The sequence below is a fragment of the Rhodococcus sovatensis genome (genome assembly GCF_037327425.1).
Lineage (GTDB): Bacteria > Actinomycetota > Actinomycetes > Mycobacteriales > Mycobacteriaceae > Rhodococcoides > Rhodococcoides sovatense.
This window is the reverse complement of sequence record NZ_CP147846.1, coordinates 1,653,917-1,673,214: the sequence shown is the minus strand read 5'-3', so window position 1 is coordinate 1,673,214 and position 19,298 is coordinate 1,653,917. Positions and strand designations below refer to the sequence as shown.

Genomic DNA, 19,298 nt, shown 5'->3' with positions numbered 1-19,298 from the left:
GCACTTGAAGGGTACCGGTGCGGGGCCCACTCGGCGCATCTTCTAAAGTAGTGAACCGCAAGACAACGCCAGCCCTCGTATCCCAATTGGCAGAGGAAACGGATTCAAAACCCGTGCAGTGTGAGTTCGAGTCTCACCGAGGGCACCACTTCCCTACTCCGAACAGCCCGTTCGACGGTAAAACCGCTGGTAAACAGCCGTTCAAATAGAGGCCTACAGTGGAGTCATGTATATACCCAGCAATCTTCGTTGCCATGACACCGGTGCAGGCACTTTGTGCGCGCAGCGTGTCACCCACCGGTTCGGAGAAGCTGCGGATCCGTCGGAACCTCAATGGGTGTACTACCAGTGCAGCGCCGACACCGAGCACGTCACCGGCTATGTCGATCGTCCGGTGACCGACTGATCGATGTTCGTCGAGCGCGCATACATCCGACCTGAGAATCGCACGCAGGAGTGGCCTTTCACCATCCCCGCAGTCGACCGTCTCGCCACCGACGGGCTGGAGTTCAACGCACCCGTGACCATGATCGTCGGCGACAACGGATCCGGTAAGTCGACGATCGTCGAGGCGATAGCCGAAGGATTCCAGCTCGACTCTCGAGGTGGGCGGGCATCTCGTCCACCCCGTTCGGAGACAGTTCTGACAGCTCTGGGCGAGGTCATCGAACTCGAGACCACACCGCGGGGCGCACGGATGCTCCGCGGCCCGCGACTGCAGAAGAAGGGCTTCTTCCTTCGCGCCGAGACTGCTTTCGAGATGACGGAGAATCTCGGTGGCGTGCCGGGCTATTGGGACGAGAACACCGCCGAGATGAGTCACGGCGAGGGCTTCCTCGCGGTCTTCCGCGCGATGTTCCAAGAACCAGGGTTCTACGTCCTCGACGAACCGGAATCTGCGTTGTCCTTCACCTCGTGCCTTCATCTCGTTGCGTTGATGGACGAATTGGCAGAATCCGGTTCACAGGTTGTCTGCGCAACCCACTCACCGATACTGGCATCGCTCCCTGACGCCGACATCATCGAAGTCGACGAGCACGGTATGCAGCGAACGCCATGGGAGGAACTACAACTCGTGACGCATTGGCGTCGCTATCTCGAAGAACCGGCGTCGTACTTGCGCCACCTACTGGACTAAGCCAAGGCGGATGTACCCGCCCGCGTACGCACACTCCCCGGTGAGACACCGAGTACACGCTTGAATGCCCGCGCAAACGCGGCCTCCGATCGATAGCCACTGCGCTTCGCGAGTTCCGCGACGGTCACGTCCCCGGATCTCAGCACATCGTGCGCACTCCGCATCCGCCACCGCGCGACGTACCGCATCGGCGACTCCCCCACTATGGAGGTGAATCGCGCCGAGAACGCCGAGCGTGACATCGCGACCTCCGCCGCCAGCGACGCAACCGTCCACGGTACGTCCGGGTGGCGGTGAATCCGAGCCAGTGCGGGACCGACGGCCGGGTCCTGCAGCGCGCCAAGCCATCCCACCTTGGCAGCAGGATCATTTTCGATCCACGACCGAAGCGCCTGAATCACGAGAATGTCCGACAACCGCGTAATGACCGCCTCTCCGCCCGGCCGGAGGTACTTGGCCTCGTCGGCGACGAGGCCAAACGTGCTGTGCATCCACGACAAGTGCGGGGCAGGAGCGGATTCGACGACGATCAACGGCGGCAGCGACGTGATGAGCTGCACCGCCGACGGGTGGTCGAGCCGCACAGCGCCGCACACCATCGTCGTCGCCAGGCCGCCACCTCCGTGCCGAATGATTGCGTAGCGGTCCGAAACGTAATCGTGGGGCAGGTTGTGCACGATCGGCACCCTGCGTCCGGACTCTTCGTCACTGGACAGGGTATGGCCCAAACCATGAGGCACAAGCGCGAATTCACCGGGTACGAGATACCTCGGCGTCGCGCCCGCGACGTCGAGTCGGCAACGTCCGCTGGTCACGACGTGGAACCAGAGACAATCCTCCATTTCCGGCATGGCGAACCCCCACGGCTCCGACAGCTCCGACCGGGCATAGAACGCTCCGGTCATGCGAAGAAAGTGCAGCGCCTCACCGAGTGGATCCTCCGAAGCCCATGGGTCCTGTCCGCGCATCTCCGGATTGTAGGCCGAATCTGGACGAATGAGCATGAACAAGCGATCGACGATCATAGATTGTCCAACGATGCACTGGGAAGCTGGACGGAACAGTGAAAGGACACATCGTGATCATCATCGGCGACATCAGTGGCCCGGTACCGCCGAACGCCGGAAACACCACACCGACGAGTTTCGAAGGACATGCGTCGTGATCGAGCGAATCGCCACCGTTGCCACGACGGTGGCGGCCATTGGTTGCGGGCTCACAGCCGGAGTGATGCTCGCATTCTCGGTCGCGGTGATGCCCGCGCTCCGCGTTCGCCCTGCATCGGACGGTGGTGCAACGATGAAGCAGATCAACGTCAGCATCGTTTCGCCCACATTCTTGTCGGTATTCCTCGGCAGCGCAGTTGCTGCCGGCATCGCAGCAACTTCGGCGCTTGTCTCCGGATCGGATACACGCGTGTGGGTTACTGCGGGCGCACTGCTGTACATCGGCGGCTGTGTTCTTGTCACCGTGGCCGTCAACGTGCCGCTCAACGACGCTCTCGCTGCCGTCGACCCGGGGAGCACTGCAGGAGCTGAGGTCTGGTCGAACTATATGACGCAGTGGACGCGGTGGAACCACGCGCGGACGGCGGCGGCAGGGGCCGCGTGCGTCCTGCTGACACTCGCGACGAGGCTCTGAAAGTCGCCAGAACTAGAGGTCAGCAGGCGGATCTTCGTGTCGCCGACGGATCTCTTCCTCGAATCTCTCGATGAGGCGGTCCGCATCGGCGAGGTCCACATCCCGCGCACCTTCATCCATCGAGGCGTCACGACCGCGACGGAGAGCAGCCAGTTCGGCGTCGAGTTCGTGGTTGTCCAAAACACGGGGATCCAACATGCGTCCTATTGTCCGCCACCGACCGCCCCGCGCGCACCTATTTCGCCGATGATGGCAGGCTGCATCGATGACCACCGTGCACAGCTTCGCACCGATCGTCGACGTCTCGGCCCACTCGCTGATCCTCGGGTCCATGCCGGGAATCGCCTCGCTCGACGCGGGCGAGTACTACGCGCACTCCCGAAACGCCTTCTGGCCGATCATGGGAGCACTGTTCGATGCGGGACCGTCGATTCCGTACGAGCAACGGACATCGATACTGACGACCAACGGAATCGCGGTATGGGATGTGCTGAAGTTGTGCACGCGACACGGAAGCCTCGACTCGGCCATCGTCGAATCCTCCATCGACACCAACGACCTCGCCGGCCTCCTCGACGAGCACCGTTCAATCGAACGGATCTTCTTCAACGGGGCCAAGGCCGAGAACAGCTTCCAGCGGTACGTTGCACCGCTTCCGAGAACCCTGACCACAGTGCGTCTTCCGTCCACCAGCCCTGCACACGCGTCCCTGAGCTTCGAACGCAAACTCGACGCGTGGCGCGTGATCGCACCCTGAACCCGCCGTCCAAGATCACAGGCGCCACATACCGAACATTCCGTTTTGCAACCGGATCGTTAGCAGTAGTAAAACAATTCCGTGTCACCATCGAATGATGCACAAGTGGCCAGAGTGGCGTATGGGAACTACCTCGATGCCTCTTGTCGCCCTGTTGACAGTCAGCCTCCTGTGGTCACTCGTCGTCGTAACACCAGTACGAGCACAGTCAGACAAGGACACCCGGATCGTCGGCGACCGTGCGATCACCGACACGCATTCGATACTCGACGTCTATTCACCGTCCATGGACAAGGTGATCTCCAACGACATCCTTCGTCCCGCGTCCGGCGGAGCATTGCCGACGCTGTATCTGCTCAACGGCGCCCTGGGGAACGAAGACGGCGTCGGCTGGCTGAACAATTCCTCGGTCGCAGACTTCTTCGCCGACAAGAACGTCACAGTCGTCATTCCCATCGGAGGCCGGTTCAGTTTCTACACCGATTGGCAAAGTCCGGATCCTGTTCTCGGAACATACAAGTGGCAGACGTATCTGACCGACGAACTACCGCGTGCACTCGAGCAAAGATTCGGATCCACCGGACGCACTGGCGTCGCCGGTCTGTCGATGAGCGGCGGACCTGCTCTCGATCTCGCGGCCCAGGCACCCGAAAGGTTCGACGCCGCAGCATCGTTGAGCGGGTGCCCAGCTCCGTCGAATCCGTTTGCCACGATCGGCATCTCGGCGATGATCGCTGGCGGTATGAACAACCCGTTCAACATGTGGGGTCCACCCGGAAGCCCGGGGTGGGCGGAGCACGATCCGGCAGTCAACGTCGAGAAACTTCGGGGAACCGCCCTGTACGTCAGCGCATCCGCCGGCCGCCCCGGGCCCGTAGACCGTATTCCTGCCGGCGCCGTTCCGCCGTTCGGCGGCATGGCCGTCGAGGCCCTCGTCAACTACTGCACATCGTTGTTCGTCGACGCCGTGCACCGACACGGTGTTCCTGCAACGATTTCGATGCGCGAGCGCGGTGCACACACCTGGCCACTCTTCGAGGACCAACTCCGCGAGGCGTGGATCACGACCATCGGCCCCGCATTGTCCGTCTAGGCCGACGGCTTCCTCGGAAAGTGCCGAATCAAGCCCTCTTGGACGACTGTTGCGAGCAACAGCCCGTCCATCGAGAAGAAGCGTCCGGTCGCCAGTCCACGGGAACCCGCGGCCACCGGTGACTCCGTCGCGTACAGCGCCCAGTCATCGAACCTGAACGGACGATGGAACCAGATGGAATGATTGACCGTTGCCGCGACGATCCGGTCGAATCCCCAGGACAGACCATGGGTGGTGATGATCGAATCCAATACCGTCGTATCCGACGCATACCCCATAGTCGCGGCATGGAAGATCGCGTCGTCCGGCAACGCGCCGTCGGCCTTCATCCACACTCGATTGTGATTGAGCTTCTCACCCGTTCCCTGCAGAATCCATGCGGGATCGTTGGCGTACCTCATGTCGATCGGTTTGAGCGCATCCACGAACATCTGCAGGCGATCCTCGTACCCGACGAAGTGATCCCCGAGTGGCGGCAAGGCATCCGGATACGGCACATCCGGGACCTCGACGCTGTGTTCGAGGCCCTTCCCGAAATCCTGGAACGCGGCAAGCATCACGAAGATCTCGTTGCCGTCCTGATATGCGGTGACCTGCCGGTTCGCGAACGCACGACCGTCCCGATGACGGTCGACGTGATAGTCGATCGGTCTGCTGACGTCGCCGCCCCTGATGAAATGCGCATTGATGGCGTGAACGTCACGCGTCGTACCCGTGACGGTCCGGCCCGCAGCGATAAGCGCCTGCGCGACCATCTGACCACCGAACGTACGACTCCCGACCTGGCGAGGATGCACCCCCCGGAACTTGTCCTCGCCGATCTCCTCGAGCTCGAGTAGCTCGAGCAGCGTCTCCAAATCCGTCTTCACGCTGACGTTCTCGATATCGATACTGCTCGGTGCAGTTGCTGCACCTGTTCCCCCCGCATCGGTCACTTACCGGTCCTCTTCCCCAATTCGGTGCACGTGGATCAAGTTGGTCGAGCCTACTGTGCCGGGAGGAGCACCAGCCACGATCACGACCTGATCACCCTTGTTGTACCGACCGAGTTCCAGCAGCGCTTTGTCGACTTCGAGCACCATGGCGTCGGTCGTCGCAACCTCCGGCACGAGGAACGTCTCGGTCCCCCAGCTCAAGGCCAGCTGCGAACGAACCTCGGGGATCGAGGTGAACGCAAGGAGCGGCAACGACGTGTGCAGCCGAGCGAGACGACGAACCGTGTCACCGGACTGCGTGAACGCAACGAGAGCCTTGGCGTCGAGACGCTCGCCGATGTCGCGTGCGGCGTAGGAAATGACGCCACGCTTGGTGCGGGGAACATGTGTCAATGGAGGAACGCTGTCGCCCTCGGTTTCCACGGTCTCGACGATGCGGGCCATAGTACGGACCGTTTCCATCACGTACTTGCCGACCGAGGTCTCGCCCGAGAGCATGACCGCGTCCGTTCCGTCCAGTACGGCGTTCGCAACGTCCGACGCCTCGGCCCTCGTGGGGCGAGAGTTCTCGATCATCGACTCGAGCATCTGTGTTGCAACGATGACAGGCTTGGCGTTGGCGCGAGCAATCTGGATCGCGCGCTTCTGCACCAGCGGAACCTGTTCGAGCGGCAGTTCCACACCGAGGTCACCACGGGCCACCATCACCGCGTCGAACGCGAGGACGATAGCTTCGAGATTGTCTACTGCTTCTGGCTTTTCGAGTTTTGCGATAACTGGAACTCGACGTCCGACGCGATCCATGATCGCGTGCACCAGTTCGACGTCGGCGGGCGAACGCACGAACGACAGAGCGATGAAGTCGACACCGAGTTCGAGCGCAAACTCCAGGTCGGCAATGTCCTTCTCCGACAGCGCCGGAACCGACACGTCCATACCGGGAAGCGATACGCCCTTGTTGTTGCTGACCGGTCCGCCTTCGGTGACTCGACACAACACGTCGTTGCCCTCGACGCCGGTGACAACGAGACCGACCTTGCCGTCGTCGACGAGAAGACGGTCGCCCTCCCTGGCGTCCTGCGCCAGCTCCTTGTAGGTCGTCGACACGCGGTCGTGCGTTCCCTCGCACTCGTCCACGGTGATTCGAACCAGTTCACCGTTGGCCCACGTGGTCTTGCCCTCGGCGAATCGACCGAGGCGGATCTTGGGACCCTGCAGGTCGGCGAGGATGCCCACGGCTTTGCCGGTGGCATTCGACGCTGCTCGAACCCTCTCGTAGTTCGCCTGGTGATCGGGATGATCACCGTGGCTGAAATTCAGTCTGGCGACATCCATTCCACTCTCGACGAGTTCACGGATTCGCTCAGTAGTAGCGGTCGCAGGTCCAAGGGTACAAACGATCTTAGTACGTCGGCTCACGACCACGAGCCTAGTCGGTACCTTCAACCTTCTCTACGGCAGAGGGACCCGATCAAATCCTACTGAGCAGTAGTAGTGAGTCGCCACAGCTGAGAGCACCTGGATCGGTACAGACTGCGGCCTCACACCACCGCGAGAGGCAGCGCCGTCGGATGCACCGGCGACGGAAGATCCGAGCGTCCGGTGAGATACGCGTCGACCCCGTGCGCCGCCGAGCGTCCCTCGGCGATGGCCCAGACGACGAGCGAGGCACCCCGATGCGCGTCGCCGCACACGAAGACTCCTGGCGCGGTCGTCTGCCAGTCAGGCCCGCACGACAGTGAACCCCGCCGAGTGAGCGACAACTCGTAGTCGTCCAACAGTGGACTGTGTTCGACGCCCTCGAAGCCGATCGCGAACAGCGCCAAGTCACACGGAAGCTCGACTTCCTCGCCGATCGGAGTGATGGTCCGGCGGCCGTCGGCGTCGCGCTGCACCTCGACTTCGGCCAACACCATCGCCCGGACGCGACCGCCTGCGTCACCCAGGAACCGCTGAACCGCTACTTGGTGGCGGACGACGCCGCCCTCGGCGTGCGCCGGTGACGTCCGCAGCACCAGCGGCCACGACGGCCACGGTGACGTCGAATCGTCGCGAGCATCGGGCAGGGCCCTGTTGTAGTCGAGCTGCGTCACCGACGCGGCTCCCTGGCGGTGAGCCGTGCCGAGGCAGTCCGCACCGGTATCACCCCCGCCGATGATGACGACATGCTTGTCCTTGGCCGAGATGGACGTCGGCCCATCCCCCTCGCTTTCTTTGTTGGACGGAACGAGATGTTCCATCGCGAGGTGGATTCCGTCGAGTTCACGTCCCTCGACGGAAGTGTTGTCGCGGGCGCGCAACGCCCCGACAGCAAGTACGACGGCGTCGTACTTGCTGCGTAGCTGTTCGACGGTGAAGTCGATTCCGACCTCGCAGTCGGTCACGAAATGTGTTCCCTCCGCGCGCATCTGCATGAGTCGCTGATCGAGAACGGACTTCTCCAGCTTGAACTCGGGGATCCCGTATCGAAGCAGTCCGCCGAGCCTGTCGTCGCGCTCGTAGACGGTGACATCGTGGCCCGCGCGAGTCAGCTGCTGAGCCGCGGCCAGTCCAGCAGGGCCCGAACCGACGACGGCAACGATCTTTCCGGTGGTGATCGTCGGCGGTTGCGGGACGATGCTGCCTTGATCCCACGCGAGGTCGGCAATGGTCTGCTCGACCCGCTTGATCGTCACGCTGCCCCCGGTCTCGCGTTCGGAGATCGACAGCACACACGCCGACTCGCACGGCGCCGGGCACACACGGCCGGTGAACTCAGGGAAATTATTGGTGGCGTGGAGGCGGTCGCTGGCCGCGTCCCACCGACCACGCCGAACGAGGTCGTTCCACTCCGGAATCAAATTGCCGAGTGGACAACCAGCTGTGCCCGAATGGCAGAACGGAATACCGCAGTCCATGCACCGGCGCGCTTGATCGGACACCTCGTCCGCACGCTGCTGGGCCGGTTGCTGCGAGTAGACATCGTTCCAATCCTTCACTCGCTCGCCGATCGGTCGCTTGACCGCCTCTTGCTTGGCTATTTCGAGAAAACCTCGGGGATCAGCCACGTGCAGCCTCCATGATCGCAGAGTCGACATCGCGCCCCTCGGCGCGCGCCATCGAAGTCGCCTCCAGCACTCGCTGGTAGTCGACCGGCATGATTTTGGTGAACAACGCGGAACGACGGGGCCAGTCGGCGAGCACCGACGCCGCGACCGCGGATCCGGTCCAGACGCGATGGCTCTCCACGGTGTCTCGTAGCCAGGCCAGATCGTCGGGATTCGGCTTCTGCAGCGAGACCATTGCGAGGTTGACGTTGCTCTCGTCCAGTCCGAGGACGTACGCAATTCCCCCGGACATGCCTGCCGCCATGTTGCGGCCGGTAGGACCGAGCACGACGACGCGGCCGCCGGTCATGTACTCGAACGCGTGATCGCCGACGCCTTCGTTGACGGCCGTCGCGCCCGAGTTCCGCACCGCGAACCGCTCGCCCACGCGCCCTCGGAGGAACATCTCACCCGAGGTCGCACCGTACAGAATCGTATTGCCCGCGATGACATTGTCCTCGGCGACGAACGTGGCGTCCGGAGAGGGTCGTACGACGACACGTCCTCCCGAAAGACCCTTGCCCACATAGTCGTTGGTATCACCGATCAGATCGATGGTGATACCGGCCGGGAGGAACGCACCGAGCGACTGACCGGCCGAACCGGTGAGTTCGACGCGGATGGTGTCGTCGGGGAGACCTGCCCCTCCGAACCGTCTGGTGACCTCGGCACCGAGGAGGGTGCCGACGGTGCGATTCACGTTGCGCACAGGTAGTTCGAGTTTGACTGGATGCGCGTCTTCCAACGCACCTTCGGCAAGCTGAATCAGAGTTCGGTCGAGCGCAAGATCCAGCCCGTGATCCTGCGCGCGCAGACGCCTACGCTGTGTCATCGGCGCACCGTGCTGGTCGGTCGGCATCGCGAAGATCGGTGAGAGATCGAGACCCTTGCTCTTCCAATGCGCGATCCCGGCCGCGGTCTCCAGGGCGTCCGCATGCCCGACAGCCTCGTCGATACTGCGGAAACCGAGCTGCGCCAGATACTTCCGCACGTCCTCGGCGACGAACCGGAAGAAGTCCTCCACGAATTCGGGCTTGCCCGTGAAGCGTTTACGTAGCTCGGGATTCTGAGTGGCCACGCCCACCGGGCAGGTGTCCAGGTGACAGACGCGCATCATGATGCAACCGGACACGATGAGCGGCGCGGTAGAGAACCCGAACTCTTCGGCACCGAGGAGTGCCGCGACGATGACGTCACGCCCCGTCCTCAGCCCACCGTCGCACTGAACGGTGATGCGATCGCGAAGACCGTTGAGCACCAACGTCTGCTGGGCGTCGGCGAGACCGATCTCCCATGGGGCACCGGCATGTTTGAGTGAAGTCAGCGGCGCAGCGCCGGTCCCGCCGTCGTAACCCGAAATGAGAACCACGTCGGCGTGCGCCTTGCTGACGCCGGTGGCCACGGTCCCCACACCCACCGAACTCACGAGTTTGACGTGGACACGCGCGTTCTCGTTGGCATTCTTCAGGTCGTGGATCAGCTGTGCGAGATCCTCGATCGAATAGATGTCGTGGTGTGGCGGCGGCGAGATCAGCCCGACCCCGGGAGTGGAGTGCCGGGTCTTGGCAACCCATGGATACACCTTGTACCCCGGAAGCTGCCCTCCTTCACCGGGCTTGGCGCCCTGCGCCATTTTGATCTGAATGTCGGTCGCGTTGACGAGGTAGTCGCTGGTGACGCCGAAACGCCCGCTCGCGACCTGTTTGACAGCGCTCCGCCTGCTCTTGTCGTACAAGCGATCGGTGTCCTCGCCGCCCTCCCCCGAGTTCGAGCGGCCGCCCAGGTTGTTCATCGCGACGGCCATCGTCTCGTGTGCCTCGGCGGAGATGGATCCGTAGCTCATCGCCCCGGTATTGAACCTAGTGACGATCGACTCGACCGGCTCCACTTCGTCGAGAGGTATCGGCTGACGAAGACCCTCTTTGAACTCGAACAGTCCGCGCAAGGCGCCGCCCTCACGCACGAGGCGATCGACCTCGCTGCTGTACTTCTGGAACACGTCGTAGCGACCGGTTCTCGTCGCATGCTGCAGAAGGAACACGGTCTCGGGCGTGAAGAGATGCAGTTCGCCTTCGCGGCGGAACTGATATTCGCCGCCGATGTCGAGGCGACGGTGCACACGGTCGGTGGGATTCTCGGGGTATGCACGTCGATGACGCAGTTTGACTTCCTCGGCGAGCACGTCCAGCCCGACGCCTCCCAACGTGCTGACGGTGCCCTTGAAGTACTCCCGCACGACCTCCTTGTCGAGACCGACTGCCTCGAAAACCTGTGCACCGGTGTAAGAGCTGACGGTCGAGATGCCCATCTTGGACATGACCTTCAGCACTCCCTTGCCCAATCCGTAGAGGTAGTTGCGGACCGCCGCCGAAGATTCGACCCCGGTCAGCTCGCCCTCTGCGACGAGGTCCTCGATGGACTCCATCGCCAGATACGGGTTGACCGCAGCCGCGCCGAATCCGATGAGCAGGGCCAGATGGTGCACCTCGCGCGCATCTCCCGATTCGACGACCAATGCAACCTTGGTCCGCTCCTTGGTTCGGACGAGGTGGTGATGCACTGCGGCCGTCGCGAGCAGAGACGGTATCGGCGCGTAGGTGTGATCGGAATCGCGGTCGGAGATGATCAGTGTCCGGTAGCCGGCAGCGATCGCGTCGCTTGCTCGGCGCCGCAGCTCCTCGATCGCTTCCGCGAGTCCCTCTCCACCGCGTTCGACCTCGTAGAGCCCTCGGAGAACGGTCGCTGACAGTCCCGGATGGTCCCCGTCGAAGTTGATGTGAATGATCTTGTTCAGTTCGTCGTTGTCGAGAACCGGCCACGGCAACACAATCTGACGACACGACGCAGCAGTCGGCTCGAGCAGGTTCTGCTCCGGACCCATGACGCGCGCCAGCGAGGTGACGATCTCCTCACGGATCGAGTCGAGCGGCGGATTGGTCACCTGAGCGAACAGCTCGATGAAGTAGTCGTAGAGCTGTTTGGAACGCTGCGACAACACAGCGGGCGGCGTGTCGGTTCCCATGGAACCCAACGGTTCTCCGCCGGACGCGGCCATCGGCGTCAGTACAACCCGGAGGTCCTCCTCGGAGTAGCCGAAGGCAATCTGCCGGCGAACCACCGAATCGTGGTTGTACTGAATGTGCGCACGCTCGGGAAGAGTCTTTATCTCGAGAAGACCCGCGTGCAGCCACTCCTGGTACGGATGCTCCCCAGCGAGTTGAGTCTTGATCTCCTCGTCGGGGACGACGCGACCCGCGGCAGTATCGATCAGGAACATCTTTCCCGGTTCCAGCCGTCCCTTCGCCACAACCTCGGACGGCGGAACGTCCAGAACGCCGGCTTCACTGGCGAGGATCATCCGACCGTCGACGGTTTGCCACCACCGGCCGGGGCGGAGCCCGTTGCGGTCCAGGACAGCCCCGACGTAGGTTCCGTCCGTGAAGGTCACGCAGGCGGGCCCGTCCCATGCTTCCATGATGGATCCGTGGAACTGGTAGAACGCGCGGACCGTCGGGTCCATACTCGTGTGGTTCTCCCACGGCTCGGGGACCATCATCATCACCACGTGCGGCACGCTGCGACCGCCGAGATGCAGCAGTTCCAGCACCTCGTCGAGCGACACCGAGTCGGAGCCGTCGGGATTGCAGATAGGGTACAGACGTTGCAGATCTCCGGGAATCAGATCGGATGCCAGCATCGCCTCACGCGCACGCATGCGATTGCGGTTTCCCTTGACCGTGTTGATCTCACCGTTGTGCGCCACGTATCGGTGCGGGTGCGCCAGCGGCCACGACGGAAACGTATTGGTCGAGAAGCGGCTGTGAACGATGGCAATTGCGCTCATGCACAGAGGATTGCGAAGGTCGGGAAAGTACAGCGGCAACTGCATCGTGGTGAGCATGCCCTTGTAGACCATGGTTCGAGACGACAGCGACGGAAAGAACAGTCCGGTGCCCGCGTCCTCGATCTCGGGTGTCACACGTTCGGCGCGCTTGCGTAGCCCGTAGACGAGACGATCGAGCTCGATTCCCGACGGCCTGTGACCGTCGACCTCGGGCGCTGCGACGAACAGGTACGACATGTGCGGCATGCATCCGAGCGCAGTGAGGCCGATGTCGGCCTTGTCCGGATCGACGTGCACTTCCTGCCAGCCGAGAATCTCCAGCCCCTCCTCGGCGGCGATCTCTTCGACCCGCCCGACCGCACCGGTCCGCTCGCGAACCCCCTGGGGCAGGAAGCAAATTCCCGCTGCGAAGGCGTTGGTTCCGTCCTCCGCACGCGCAGGCAGCGAGAAATCGACGAGCGACTCGAGCAGTTCCACCGGAAGCTGGATCAGGATTCCTGCGCCGTCACCACTGTTCGGCTCGGCTCCAGCCGCGCCGCGGTGCTCCAGATTCTCCAAGGCAAGTACCCCGTCGGCGACGATCGCGTGCGACCGACGTCCAGCGATGTCCGCGATCATCGCGACTCCGCACGAATCCTTCTCGTGGGACGGGTCGTAGAGCCCTTGTTCTGCCGGCAACTGTGAGAACAGCAAGTCCGCCACCTCCCTCTCGGCCAGGGAGGCACAAGGGAACGAACGGACGCCGAAACCACGACGTCGATTCATTCTTCTCGGCAACTCCGCTAGCGATCAGCTTCGGCGAGAATGATGCTGCTCGCCGAGCTCTTGTTTCACTGAACGGGTCTACCGGGACAACTCTGGCCCGCGAAGGAATTCGGCCCTAGGGCCGAGTGCTCGAAGCTTACCGTAGCTTTCGACGAAGACCGAAACCACGGGGACAGCGTGCGGTATGAGCGGTTCGTCAATCTCGCAGCGGACGTCCGTGTTCGTCGCGAACGCTACCGGTGAGCATCATGATTCCGTCGACCAGCGGCCAAATTCCACCGATCCCGCACGTCAACCACGTCACCGCGATCTGTGCGACAGCTATGCCCGGCTGGTTCAGATAGAAGCGGCCGGCACCGAACGGCCCGAGCAGAATCCCCAGCAGGCCGGCGGTTACCTTGGACTTCTCCGACAGCGGCTCCCCCGTGACCGGGTGGCGACCGAAAGGCGCGGTTGGATCCACACCGTACGGACCTGACGAGTACGGCGCCTGGCCTGCGTACCCGGCCGGCGGCCCATAGCCCTGAAAACCGGAGCCCTGAGGACCGGAGCCCTGAGGACCGTAGCCCTGCGGCCCATAGCTCTGAGAACCGGGGCCCTGCGGCGCACCATCGTATCCAGGCGGCGGCGGATAGCCCTGGTGCTGCGATCCCTCGAATTGTTGCCCTTGGGATTGCTGGTCGTACTGACCGGACTGGCTGTAGTTCGGGTCAGGGGGTCCGTAGACCGGCCCGGCACCGTAGCCCGGGGCAGGGGTGCCGGTCTGATTCGACGACTGACCGTATGGATCGTTGGACACGGACTTGTCGAAGTTGATCGACGGCTGAGGAGTGGTCGACGTTTCCGGCGTAGCGGGAGGCGGATAGCTCGGGCTCTCGCCCCAGCCCGGACCGTTTCCCACGCCGGAATGAACGTTCCAGCCAGGACCTGAACCCGAGCCAGAACCGGTCGCACCCGTCACCGGGCCGATCTCGGAGGTAGCGGGTGGTTCCGACAGCGAAGCTTCTGCTGTCGCGTCGTAGTCGAATGCAGAACCGAATTCCGGCGGCAGCTGCGGTGCATCCGATCCACCAGCAGATTCGGACCGTTCATCCTTGCCGGACTCACCGAGATTCTTGTCGGACTCACTCACCGGGCGCTCCTTGCAACAGGTCTACGTCGAAAACTTAAGTATCGAGATAGGAGAAGTGTGCCACTAGAACGGGGTCAATTCCGAAGTCGGCGGCCTCTGCTGTCCTTGACATTGCCCACCAGCATCATGATGCCGTCCACGATCACCCACACTCCGAGACCCATCAGTATGAGAACACCCACACCGAGGACGGCCGTGAGCCACCCCAGCACGAGAAGGACGAGCTGCGCCACGGCTACGCCGTTGCTGCCGATGTAGAACCGTCCAGCACCGAACCCACCCAAGAAAATCTGAAGCACACCGGCTGTCACCTTGGACTTGTCAGAGAGCGGCTCACCCGTCATCGGATCCCGGCCGAAGGGGGCGTCGACCGTCGCGGCCGGATATCCGGGCCCATACGCGTAGTAGCTCGGCCCCTGACCGGACTGGTGGAAATTCTGGACGGACGCCTGGCCACCGTAATACGGCGGAGGCGAACCGACCGGGTACTGGGCCGGTGGGTACTGGGGCGCGGGGTACTGGGCCGGTGGGTACTGGGGTGCGGAGTACTGGGGTGGGTAAACCGGATACGCCGGAGCTTCCGACCGGTACGTCTCTGTTCCGTATGCGGTGGGATACGCCTGCGTCGGCTGCACTTCCTCTGGATACCCCGGAAGCGGATAGCTTTCGGTCGGATTCGCCGCGTAGGGCACTCCGGCAGTCGGTGCCGTCGAGTCGTGGTCGAAAGGCCGACCGAAATCGACGTCGCCGTCGCGCTCGGGCTTCTTGTCGAAATCAACCACTCGTGGTGCCCTTCTCCCCCGATGCACGAGCGCCGGATTCGTCGTCGGCGGCCGAATCGGTAGCGTCCGTTCCCGCATCCGAGCTTGCAGCTGTATCCGAGCCTGCGTCCTCTTGCGGGTCGACGGCGTCGTTCGACACCAACGATCGAGGATCCTCGCGTCCCTTCGTCGCCAACACGAAGTACAGGATCGCGAGAACGAACACGATTGCCGAGGTGAACGTGTTGATACGGATGCCGGCGATGTGTGTGGCGTAATCGTCGCGAAGCAATTCGACCCAGAATCGGCCGGCGCAGTATCCCGCCACGTACAGCGCGAAGAGTCGTCCGTGGCCGATGACGAAACGCCGATCCACGACCACGAGCAGCACGACAACGACGAGGCTCCACAGCATCTCGTAGAGGAACGTCGGGTGCACGATCTTCTCGATCACACCCGTCGAGACCCCGGTCAGCGGGTCGACACGACCGGCGTCGTTGACGCGTTCATAGATCTCGAGACCCCACGGCCGAGTAGTTTCCCGGCCGTACAGCTCTTGGTTGAAGTAGTTTCCCAGTCGCCCGATCGCTTGGGCCAGCAGAATCGGTGGTCCGACAGCATCCCCCAGTGCCGGCAGCGGGATTCCGCGGCGCCTGCACGCGATCCAGGCGCCGACGCCACCGAGTAGGACCGCTCCCCAGATTCCGAGACCGCCCTCCCATACCTTGAGCGCCCGTATCGGGTCTCCACCAGGTCCGAAGTAGGTGCTCCAGTCCGTTGCCACGTGGTACAGACGACCACCGAGCAGTCCGAACGGCACCGCCCACACGGCCACATCGAGGATCGTGCCCTTCGTACCGCCACGCGCAACCCAGCGGCGATCGCCCCAGACGATTGCGACGACGATGCCGACGATGATGAAGAGCGCATAGGCCCGCAATGCGAGCGGACCGACGTACCACACTCCTTGAGGAGGACTCGGAATGTATGCGAGGACAGCGGTCGAAGCCGAGGTGCCGGAGATCACGACGCCACGTTAGCGGATCGGACGCCCTCGGCGAGTTCGCTCGTGAGTGCGGCGACTGCGCCCAATCCCTCGTCGACTGCGCTGACGAGAGCCGATCCGACGATCACCGCGTCTGCGTAGCGGGCGATCTCGGCGGCCTGCGCGCCGGAGCGAACTCCGAGGCCGACTCCGACCGGAATGTCGGACTGCTTACGAATGCGGGCAGTCAGCTCGGGAGCTGCCGAGGACACCGAGTCACGTGCGCCCGTGACTCCCATTGTCGACGCGGCGTAGACGAACCCGCGGCTTGCGGCAAGGGTGCTGGCGATCCGCTCCTCCGTCGAAGACGGGGCGAGCAGGAAGATGCGATCGAGATCGTGTTCGTCCGAAGCGGCGATCCACTGCCCTGCTTCATCGGGAATGAGATCCGGGGTAATGATGCCGAGGCCACCCGCACCGGCGAGATCGCGTGCGAACGCGTCGATGCCGTAACGCATCACCAAGTTCCAGTACGTCATCACCACCGCTTTGCCGCCGGCAGCCGAGACCTTTTCCACGACGGTGAAGACGTCACGTACGCGAGCGCCCGCCCGCAAAGCGGTGTCTGCCGCCGCCTGGATCGTCGGGCCGTCCATGACCGGATCCGAGTAGGGAATTCCGACCTCGACGATGTCGCACCCATTCGCCACCATCGTCTCGAACACCTCGACCGACTTCGGCACCGTAGGGAAACCGGCAGGCAGGTAGCCGACGAGGGCAGCCCGATTCTCGCTGCGGCAGGCCTCGAACGTGTCGGCAAGCCTGGAACGTCGTTCGGTCATGCCTGCACACCCTTCTCGGTCGCGCTCTGCGCGCTCTCACTCTTGTCTGGATCGCCCTCGACCGCGTCGACGTGCGCGTCACCGTCGCTGTCCACGAGTCCGAACCACTCGGCAGCGGTGTCGACATCCTTGTCGCCGCGACCAGACAGGTTGACGAGGATAATCGCGTCCTTGCCCAGTTCCTGGCCGAGCTTCAGCGCGCCCGCCACCGCGTGCGCGGATTCGATTGCCGGGATGATGCCCTCGGTTCGACTCAACAGTCGAAACGCGTCCATTGCTTCGGTGTCGGTGATTCCGCGGTACTCGGCGCGGCCGATGTCATGGAGGTACGAATGCTCGGGGCCGACGCCCGGATAGTCCAAACCTGCTGAGATGGAGTGTGATTCGACGGTCTGACCGTCCTCGTCCTGCAGCAGGTAGGAATAGGTTCCATGCAAGGTACCCGGCGAACCGCCGCTGATGGTCGCCGCGTGCCGCCCGGTCTCCACACCGTCGCCTGCGGCTTCGAAACCGATCAGCCGCACCGCAGGATCGTCGATGAAGGCGTGGAAGATACCGATTGCGTTGGACCCACCTCCGACGCATGCCGCGATCGCATCCGGCAGACGGCCGGTCGACGAGAGGACCTGCTGACGAGCCTCCAGACCGATGATCCGCTGGAAGTCGCGGACCATGGCCGGAAAGGGATGCGGTCCAGCCACTGTGCCGAAGCAGTAATAAGTGTTGTCGGCGTGAGCAACCCAGTCACGCAAGGCTTCGTTGATCGCGTCCTTGAGCGTGCGCGAACCGGACTTCACTGCCACGACGGAGGAGCCGAGTAGGCGCATACGGGCGACGTTCAGCGCCTGGCGCTCGGTGTCGACCTCACCCATGTACACGACGCATTCGAGCCCGAGCAGCGCGCACGCAGTCGCGGTCGCGACACCGTGCTGGCCGGCGCCCGTCTCGGCGATGATGCGAGTCTTGCCCATTCGCTTTGCGAGCAGAACCTGACCGAGAACGTTGTTGATCTTGTGAGATCCCGTGTGGTTGAGGTCTTCTCGCTTGAGGAGAATTCGTGCACCACCTGCGTGCTCCGACAGGCGAGTGGCCTCGAAGACCGGCGAAGGACGACCGGTGTAATCCCGCTGCAAGCGGTCGAGTTCGGCGAGGAACTCGTTGTCGCTGCGCACCTTGTCGTACTCGGCGGTGACTTCCTCGATCACGCTCATGAGCGCTTCCGGAACGAACCGTCCGCCGTACACGCCGAAATGGCCCCCGATATCGGGATCGTGCTGACTGCGGTCGGTCAACCCGAAGCTGGTCTGAGGTAGATCGCCGCCTTTGAAACGGGGGTTCGATAGCTCGCTGCTCACCCGACCAGTCTGCCTCAGCAGCCCTCGACGACGACCATCGGGGCTGTCGCGAGAGCGCCGGTCCGACGGATCTATGTCAGCGAGCCGGCTTGGGGCAGGACGGGTGCGTTCCGGCGGTCACGAGGTCCGATACTGCAGTGCGTGGGTCACCGCTGGTGACCAGGCCCTCGCCGACGAGAACAGCGTCGGCGCCTGCACCTGCGTAGGCCAGCAAGTCGGCCGTTCCACGGACACCGGATTCCGCGACGCGGATAACCTCGCTGGGCAATCCCGGCGCGATTCGTCCGAAGCTGTCTCGATCGATTTCGAGGGTCTTGAGATTGCGTGCGTTGATTCCGATGACCCGTGCACCGGCTTCGAGTGCGCGATCCGCCTCGGCCTCGGTGTGAACCTCGACGAGCGCGGTCATGCCGAGCGACTCTGTGCGGTCGAGCAGCGACTCCAGCGCATCCTGCTCGAGCGCAGCAACTATCAGCAGAATCATGTCAGCACCGTGCGCCCTGGCCTCATGGATCTGGTAAGGCCCAACGATGAAGTCCTTGCGCAGAACCGGGATACTGACGGCCTTGCGCACTGCGTCCAGATCGGCGAGCGATCCGTGGAAACGCCGCTCCTCGGTGAGAACGCTGATGATCCGCGCGCCACCGGACTCGTACGCCTGCGCGAGCATGGCCGGATCGCCGATATCTGCGAGTGCACCCTTGGACGGACTCGCACGCTTGACCTCGGCGATGACGCCGATTCCGTCCTCGTGGAGAGCCGCAGTCGCATTGAGCGGTGCCGATGCCTTGGAGGCAGCTGCCTTCACACTTGCGAAGTCGATCACCGATTCGCGCGCAGCTACGTCGGCTCGTACACCGTCCAGAATCGAATCGAGAACAGTCATGGTGACCCGAGTCCTTTCCCATCGATGACCTGATGTGAGGAAACTCATTTCAGGTCTGCCCTAGCGTAGTGGGCGGTT

17 protein-coding genes and 1 tRNA gene are annotated in these 19,298 nt (G+C 63.2%); 6 read left to right on the top strand and 12 right to left on the bottom strand.

Annotation, left to right across the window (positions count from 1 at the left end):
* Window positions 1–71 precede the first annotated feature (71 nt).
* The 3 genes from WDS16_RS07855 to WDS16_RS07845 all read left to right on the top strand — a co-directional run bounded on the left by WDS16_RS07855 (window position 72) and on the right by WDS16_RS07845 (window position 1,138).
* Window positions 72–148, top strand: a tRNA-Leu gene (locus WDS16_RS07855).
* 78 nt (window positions 149–226) lie between these two features.
* Complete coding sequence (locus WDS16_RS07850) at window positions 227–406, top strand: hypothetical protein (protein WP_068380971.1); 180 nt, start codon at window positions 227–229, stop codon at window positions 404–406.
* Window positions 407–409: 3 nt separating this feature from the next.
* Window positions 410–1,138, top strand: a complete 729-nt coding sequence (locus tag WDS16_RS07845) for an AAA family ATPase (RefSeq protein WP_338891789.1) — start codon at window positions 410–412, stop codon at window positions 1,136–1,138.
* Here the strand turns inward: WDS16_RS07845 and WDS16_RS07840 are convergent.
* A complete protein-coding gene (locus tag WDS16_RS07840) occupies window positions 1,135–2,163 on the bottom strand; it encodes an AraC family transcriptional regulator (protein ID WP_338891787.1) in 1,029 nt (342 codons plus the stop codon). The two genes, WDS16_RS07845 and WDS16_RS07840, sit on opposite strands and share 4 nt — an antisense overlap.
* 136 nt (window positions 2,164–2,299) lie before the next feature.
* On the opposite strand from WDS16_RS07840, the gene WDS16_RS07835 reads away from it, so the two are divergent.
* Window positions 2,300–2,779: a DUF1772 domain-containing protein gene (locus WDS16_RS07835; protein ID WP_338891786.1), complete on the top strand. Its 480-nt coding sequence runs from the start codon at window positions 2,300–2,302 to the stop codon at window positions 2,777–2,779.
* 12 nt (window positions 2,780–2,791) lie between these two features.
* On the opposite strand, the gene WDS16_RS07830 is transcribed toward WDS16_RS07835, so the two are convergent.
* Window positions 2,792–2,977: a hypothetical protein gene (locus WDS16_RS07830; protein ID WP_338891784.1), complete on the bottom strand. Its 186-nt coding sequence runs from the start codon at window positions 2,975–2,977 to the stop codon at window positions 2,792–2,794.
* 67 nt (window positions 2,978–3,044) lie between these two features.
* On the opposite strand from WDS16_RS07830, the gene WDS16_RS07825 reads away from it, so the two are divergent.
* Together WDS16_RS07825 and WDS16_RS07820 are read left to right on the top strand one after the other, a co-directional pair.
* The gene (locus WDS16_RS07825; RefSeq protein ID WP_338891782.1) at window positions 3,045–3,536 is read left to right on the top strand and encodes a DNA-deoxyinosine glycosylase; all 492 of its coding nucleotides are present in this window, start codon (window positions 3,045–3,047) and stop codon (window positions 3,534–3,536) included.
* A 136-nt stretch (window positions 3,537–3,672) separates the two neighbouring features.
* Window positions 3,673–4,629 carry an alpha/beta hydrolase family protein gene (locus WDS16_RS07820; RefSeq protein ID WP_338891780.1) on the top strand — a complete coding sequence of 319 codons (957 nt, stop codon included), beginning with the start codon at window positions 3,673–3,675 and terminating at the stop codon, window positions 4,627–4,629.
* Here the strand turns inward: WDS16_RS07820 and WDS16_RS07815 are convergent.
* The 10 genes from WDS16_RS07815 to trpC form a co-directional block, all read right to left on the bottom strand.
* The gene (locus WDS16_RS07815; RefSeq protein WP_338893291.1) at window positions 4,626–5,513 is read right to left on the bottom strand and encodes an acyl-CoA thioesterase II; all 888 of its coding nucleotides are present in this window, start codon (window positions 5,511–5,513) and stop codon (window positions 4,626–4,628) included. The genes WDS16_RS07820 and WDS16_RS07815 overlap by 4 nt on opposite strands.
* Window positions 5,514–5,564: 51 nt before the next feature.
* Window positions 5,565–6,983, bottom strand: coding sequence for a pyruvate kinase (gene pyk, locus WDS16_RS07810; protein WP_338891779.1), 1,419 nt, complete (start codon window positions 6,981–6,983; stop codon window positions 5,565–5,567).
* A gap of 122 nt (window positions 6,984–7,105) precedes the next feature.
* A complete protein-coding gene (locus WDS16_RS07805) occupies window positions 7,106–8,611 on the bottom strand; it encodes a glutamate synthase subunit beta (protein WP_338891778.1) in 1,506 nt (501 codons plus the stop codon).
* Window positions 8,604–13,187 carry a glutamate synthase large subunit gene (gene gltB, locus WDS16_RS07800; RefSeq protein WP_338891776.1) on the bottom strand — a complete coding sequence of 1,528 codons (4,584 nt, stop codon included), beginning with the start codon at window positions 13,185–13,187 and terminating at the stop codon, window positions 8,604–8,606. Before gltB ends, WDS16_RS07805 begins: the two co-directional genes overlap by 8 nt.
* Before the next feature lie 268 nt (window positions 13,188–13,455).
* Window positions 13,456–14,391, bottom strand: coding sequence for an NINE protein (locus tag WDS16_RS07795; RefSeq protein ID WP_422395767.1), 936 nt, complete (start codon window positions 14,389–14,391; stop codon window positions 13,456–13,458).
* Between the two features lie 74 nt (window positions 14,392–14,465).
* Window positions 14,466–15,173, bottom strand: coding sequence for a TM2 domain-containing protein (locus WDS16_RS07790; RefSeq protein WP_338891775.1), 708 nt, complete (start codon window positions 15,171–15,173; stop codon window positions 14,466–14,468).
* Entirely contained in the window at window positions 15,166–16,176 is a 1,011-nt protein-coding gene (gene lgt / locus WDS16_RS07785) for a prolipoprotein diacylglyceryl transferase (RefSeq protein ID WP_338893289.1), read from the bottom strand. The genes WDS16_RS07790 and lgt overlap by 8 nt, the downstream gene beginning before the upstream one ends.
* Entirely contained in the window at window positions 16,176–16,979 is an 804-nt protein-coding gene (trpA, locus tag WDS16_RS07780; RefSeq protein ID WP_338891774.1) for a tryptophan synthase subunit alpha, read from the bottom strand. The genes lgt and trpA overlap by 1 nt, the downstream gene beginning before the upstream one ends.
* Window positions 16,976–18,334, bottom strand: coding sequence for a tryptophan synthase subunit beta (gene trpB / locus WDS16_RS07775; RefSeq protein ID WP_338891772.1), 1,359 nt, complete (start codon window positions 18,332–18,334; stop codon window positions 16,976–16,978). Before trpB ends, trpA begins: the two co-directional genes overlap by 4 nt.
* Before the next feature lie 76 nt (window positions 18,335–18,410).
* Window positions 18,411–19,220: an indole-3-glycerol phosphate synthase TrpC gene (trpC, locus tag WDS16_RS07770; RefSeq protein WP_338891770.1), complete on the bottom strand. Its 810-nt coding sequence runs from the start codon at window positions 19,218–19,220 to the stop codon at window positions 18,411–18,413.
* Window positions 19,221–19,298 lie beyond the last annotated feature (78 nt).

Bases quoted from the DNA above. Each gene is read 5' to 3' on its own strand.
- WDS16_RS07830 (WP_338891784.1), bottom strand. From the start codon at position 2,977: ATGTTGGATCCCCGTGTTTTGGACAACCACGAACTCGACGCCGAACTG.
- trpC (WP_338891770.1), bottom strand. From the start codon at position 19,220: ATGACTGTTCTCGATTCGATTCTGGACGGTGTACGAGCCGACGTAGCT.
- trpA (WP_338891774.1), bottom strand. From the start codon at position 16,979: ATGACCGAACGACGTTCCAGGCTTGCCGACACGTTCGAGGCCTGCCGC.
- WDS16_RS07850 (WP_068380971.1), top strand. From the start codon at position 227: ATGTATATACCCAGCAATCTTCGTTGCCATGACACCGGTGCAGGCACT.
- WDS16_RS07845 (WP_338891789.1), top strand. From the start codon at position 410: ATGTTCGTCGAGCGCGCATACATCCGACCTGAGAATCGCACGCAGGAG.
- WDS16_RS07820 (WP_338891780.1), top strand. From the start codon at position 3,673: ATGCCTCTTGTCGCCCTGTTGACAGTCAGCCTCCTGTGGTCACTCGTC.
- WDS16_RS07825 (WP_338891782.1), top strand. From the start codon at position 3,045: ATGACCACCGTGCACAGCTTCGCACCGATCGTCGACGTCTCGGCCCAC.
- WDS16_RS07840 (WP_338891787.1), bottom strand. From the start codon at position 2,163: ATGATCGTCGATCGCTTGTTCATGCTCATTCGTCCAGATTCGGCCTAC.